Annotated in this window: 4 protein-coding genes; 2 read left to right on the top strand and 2 right to left on the bottom strand. The window is 77.3% G+C overall.

Annotation, left to right across the window (positions count from 1 at the left end):
- On the bottom strand, window positions 1–906 hold a 906-nt coding region (locus AAHZ94_RS29305), incomplete at its 3' end, for a glycosyltransferase (protein WP_349996686.1).
- Between the two features lie 329 nt (window positions 907–1,235).
- On the opposite strand from AAHZ94_RS29305, the gene AAHZ94_RS29300 reads away from it, so the two are divergent.
- Window positions 1,236–2,018, top strand: a complete 783-nt coding sequence (locus tag AAHZ94_RS29300; protein WP_349996685.1) for a glutamate racemase — start codon at window positions 1,236–1,238, stop codon at window positions 2,016–2,018.
- A gap of 117 nt (window positions 2,019–2,135) precedes the next feature.
- Entirely contained in the window at window positions 2,136–2,705 is a 570-nt protein-coding gene (locus AAHZ94_RS29295) for a hypothetical protein (RefSeq protein WP_349996684.1), read from the top strand.
- Between the two features lie 167 nt (window positions 2,706–2,872).
- On the opposite strand, the gene AAHZ94_RS29290 is transcribed toward AAHZ94_RS29295, so the two are convergent.
- The gene (locus AAHZ94_RS29290; RefSeq protein WP_502964820.1) at window positions 2,873–3,907 is read right to left on the bottom strand and encodes an O-antigen ligase family protein; all 1,035 of its coding nucleotides are present in this window, start codon (window positions 3,905–3,907) and stop codon (window positions 2,873–2,875) included.
- Between the last annotated feature and the right edge of the window lie 435 nt (window positions 3,908–4,342).

Genomic DNA, 4,342 nt, shown 5'->3' with positions numbered 1-4,342 from the left:
GGCGACCAGCCCCACCCCCCCGGGCTGGGGGTGATCGGGCCCCAGGCGGCCCACCCGCGCCCCACGCCCCCCCCCGCCCCCCCCCCCCCCCCCCCGCCGGCCCGGCCCGCACGCGACGGCCCCCCAGCCCGCCCCGGCCCCTTCCGCGGCCGGCCGCCCGGCGCGCTTGACGGCCCGGGCCAGCGCCACGTCGTCGATCACCGACTGCCGGATGCTCTCGGGCACCCGGGCCCGCTCGGCGGCCTCGGTGCGCAGCAGTACGCAGCCGCCCGCCGCCGCGGCGGTCCTGGCGCCCGGCCGGTTGACCCAGCGGAACGGGTAGAGCTGGGCGAAGAAGTACACGAAGGCCGGCACGATCAGCCGCTCCCAGACGGTGTGCACGCGCAGCCGCGCCATCTGCGACACCAGATCGAGGTCGGCGGCGCGCGCCGCGCACACCAGCGCGCGCAGGCTGTCCGGTTCGTGGGCGATGTCCGCATCGGTGAGCAGCAGGTACTCCGGCTCGACCTGCCCCCGGGCCAGCTCGATGCCGTGCCGTACCGCCCACAGCTTGCCGGTCCAGCCGGGCTCGGGCTCGCCGGGCGAGGCGATCACCAGCGGCAGCCCCTTGCTGTCGTCGGCCAGCGCGCGGGCCCGGTCCGCGGTGCCGTCGGTGCTGCCGTCGTCGATGAGGAAGACCACCGCCTGCCCCGGATAGTCCTGCTCCAGTAGCGACGGCAGGCTCATCGGCAGTACCTCCGCCTCGTCCCGGGCGGGCACCACGACGGCCACCGTGGGCCAGGGGCCCTCCCCCTCCGCGCGGTACGGGGGCAGCCTGACGTCCGTACGCCAGAACCAACCCTGCCCGAGCAGTAGCCAGCCCCAGGCGGCCAGCGAGGCTATGGCGATCCAGGTAAGCGCGCTCATCCGTGGCAGTCTGCCGCAGCGGACCCCGCGCGGGGGGCATCAGCCGCGAACCGGTGCGGCGCCCGGCCCCGCCCGGATACGGAGCGGCCCCCGCCCGGGTGTGAAGCGGCTGGTGGAACCTCCCGGCACCCCGCACCTGCGGCCCTGGCGGCGACGGGTCACCCGAGTGGTCGCCACCGGTCGGGCGACGGGATGATCGACGCCATCGATTAAAGTGGCCTGGTGCCGCGCCGAAGTGGTGTGGCGCCCGAGGCCATGGGGCGCAGCCGGTGCCGGCGTGCGGCCCGGCCTGCTCAAGGAGGCGGACCGCTCTTGCGAGGCGTACGGCAGTGAAGATCGCGCTCATCGACTCCGGCCTCGGCCTGTTGGCCACCGCCGCCGCCCTCCACCGGCGGCGGCCCGACGCCGATCTGATCCTCTCCAGCGACCCCGACGGCATGCCGTGGGGCCCGCGCACCCCCGACGGCATCACGGAGCGCGCGCTGGCCTGTGCCAGGGCCGCCGCCGCGTACCGGCCCGCCGCGCTGATCGTCGCCTGCAACACCGCGACCGTGCACGCACTGCCCGCGCTCCGCGCCGAGCTGGAGCCGGCGCTGCCGGTGATCGGCACCGTGCCGGCCATCAAGCCGGCCGCGGCCGGCGGCGGCCCGGTGGCCATCTGGGCGACCCCGGCGACCACCGGCAGCCCCTACCAGACCCAGCTGATCCGCGACTTCGCGGCCGGCCTGAGCGTGACCGAGGTGCCCTGCCCGGGGCTCGCCGACGCCGTGCAGTACGCCGACGACCAGGCCATCGACGCCGCCGTCGACGCGGCGGCCGGGCTCACTCCAGCGGGCGTAACCACCGTCGTGCTCGGCTGCACCCACTACGAACTGGTCGAAGAGCGCATCCAGCGCGCGGCCCAGGCCGCCGCCGGCGTGCCGGTGACGCTGCTCGGCTCGGCAGAGGCGGTGGCGGCGCAGGCGCTGCGCCGCATCGGCGCGCTGCCGGCCCCCGACGCCGCTCCCACCGGCGCCCTGACGGTGCTGCTCAGCGGGCGCGAGGCCGCACTGCCGACCGAGGCACTGGCCTATCCGGAAGGCGCTTCGCTGGTCCGGGTCGGCGCGGTCTGACCCGGCGAAAACCGGCGTACGGGTCGCATACCGCGGCCGGCGAACGGTGGCGCCACGGGCGACTCGATGCCGCGCCGATCGGTGCCGGGGCGCGGGCGCGCGCGTAGGCTGCACGGCATGAGGGACCACCCCAAGGACGAGCACGCGGGGGCGGTCGGGTCGGGCGCCGACGTGTGGACCGGGCGGGCGACCAACCGTCTGCAATGGCCGCTGGCCGCGATCGGGGCGGCCTGTCTGGCGCTCGGCATCGACCTCGCCGTGGCCTCCGCCTGGACCTCCGGGCTCGCGCCCCTGCTGATGTCGGTGATCGGCTGTGTCGCGGCCGGGCTGCTCATGCTGTTCGGCACCCTCGCCTTCGTCCACGTGGCGGTGCGGGTGGACGCCGAGGCGCTGGAGGTGCGCTGCGGGCACATCGGGCTGCCGCGCTGTCGCATTCCGCTGGAGCAGGTGATCGGAGCCGAGTTCGCGCCCCGGGTCACCCCGCGCCAGTGGGGCGGCTGGGGCTACCGCTGGCGGCCCCAGCAGGGCACGGCCGTGGTCGTGCGGCGCGGCGAGGGCCTGGTGGTCAGGCGCGGCGACGGCCGGACCTTCACGGTGACCGTCGACGACGCGGAGGCCGCGGTGCGCGTCATCCGCGAACGACTCGGCCTGCGCAAGGGCCACAACGGCCGACCCTCCCCGGCCTGAGCGGCACATCTCCCTGTTCGTACGGGCCGATGCCTGCGGGCCGCTGCTTACGGGCCTGCCCACGGCCGATGTCTACGGCCTCCGGCCTTGCCGCACGGCCCCCGTAGCGCCCCGTACCGCCCCACTCGTACGGAGGTAGCGCGCGCCTCGGGGTGGCGGGGCGGGACTCAGGGCGTGGTCGGGCACTGTCTGCGGGCGCTGGCGTCCTCGCTGATCAGATGGGCCGTCGCCATGCCGGCCAGCAGCCCGGCGCCCGCGGTGACCTCGGGGAAGCTGAGTACGTTGGCCACCGCCGCCGTGCCGGCGATCGCGGTGAGGGCCGCTCCCGCGCTGAGCACCACCGGGGTCGTCCGGGCCGAGCACCACAGCGCGTACAGCATCCAGCCGAACGCGGCCCCGAGCAGCACGACGCCCGGTACGCCCTGCTCTGCGGCCTGTTGGAAGGGGGCCGAGTAGGGGCGGTTGGCCGGCTCGACGGACTGCTGTGCGGTCGGGCTGAACTCGGTGAACCTGCCGGGGCCGGCGCCGCGCGCCGGGCTGGTCTCGACGATCTCCAGCGCGTCCTGCCACAGCCGCACCCGCTCCTCGGTGACCTGGCCCTGGAGCGAGACGGACAGGCCGGCGGGGAGCGCGCGTTCGGCGGTGGCCCAGGAGGCGCCCACGGCCAGCGCCGCGCACAGGGCGAGACCGAGCAGCCCGACCAGCCGGCGCGTCACGCGGGCCGCGGCCACCGAACACAACAGGACGGCGGTGCCGGCCAGCCCACCGATGACCGAACCGACCGCGAAGGCCGTCCCCACGATGACCGCCGCGAGCAGCAGCCCCCCGACGCGCACCGCCGGCCGCCGACCGGCCCAACTCGCGCAGCAGGCGGCGCCCATCGCGAGCGCGGTGTACGCGGCGAGCAGCGCGGCCTGACCCGGTGCGGCCGTCGGCCCGGGGTGCGGTGCGCTCAGCATCAGGCCGAGGCCGGCCAGGGCCGCGGCGGCGGGCGCGGCCACCGGTAACAGCGCGCCGACGACCCGCCCGCCGGCGTACCCGGCGGCCACCGCGAGGACCGCGAGCAGGACGCCTTCCGGGCGGGCGGTGCGCCCGGCGGCGCAGCACAGCGCCCAGACCGCACACGAACCGAGCACCACCACGCCGGCCCGGTCGGCCGCGTGGCGCGCCGTGAGCACGGGTGTTACGGCTGAAGTGACCATCCCCGTCGACCCCCCGAGTCGAAGCGGGCACCGCCGGACGGCAGAACGCCGCCTGCGGGCTAGGACTTTGGGCCACCGTAGCGGCTGCCCGCGAGGTTGTGGACATCCTGCGCAGAAACGATGCGGCGACGGTGTGGGGTGACCTTGAGGGCGGGGCGGGGCGGGGCGGGGCCGGGTGCAGTGGGCGGGGCTGGGCGCCGTGCCAGGCGAGCGGGACGGGCGGGCCGGGCGCTGGCAGGGCGGGACGGGCCGGGCGCTGGGCTCGGGCCGGGCGCGGAGTGCCGGGCCGGTGGGGTCGGCGGCGGGGGAAAGGTTGGCTGCCTGGTGAGGGCGGGGGGGGGGGGGGCGCGGGGGGGGGGGGGGGGCGCAGCCGCCCCGCCCCCCGCCGGGGCGCGCGGCGGCCCCGGGGCGGGGCGCGGGGGGCGCCCCCACGCC

Source organism: Streptomyces sp. HSW2009 (assembly GCF_040240285.1).
Taxonomy (GTDB): domain Bacteria; phylum Actinomycetota; class Actinomycetes; order Streptomycetales; family Streptomycetaceae; genus Streptomyces.
The sequence above is the reverse complement of the archived record's forward strand: the minus strand, read 5'-3'. Positions and strand labels throughout refer to the sequence as shown.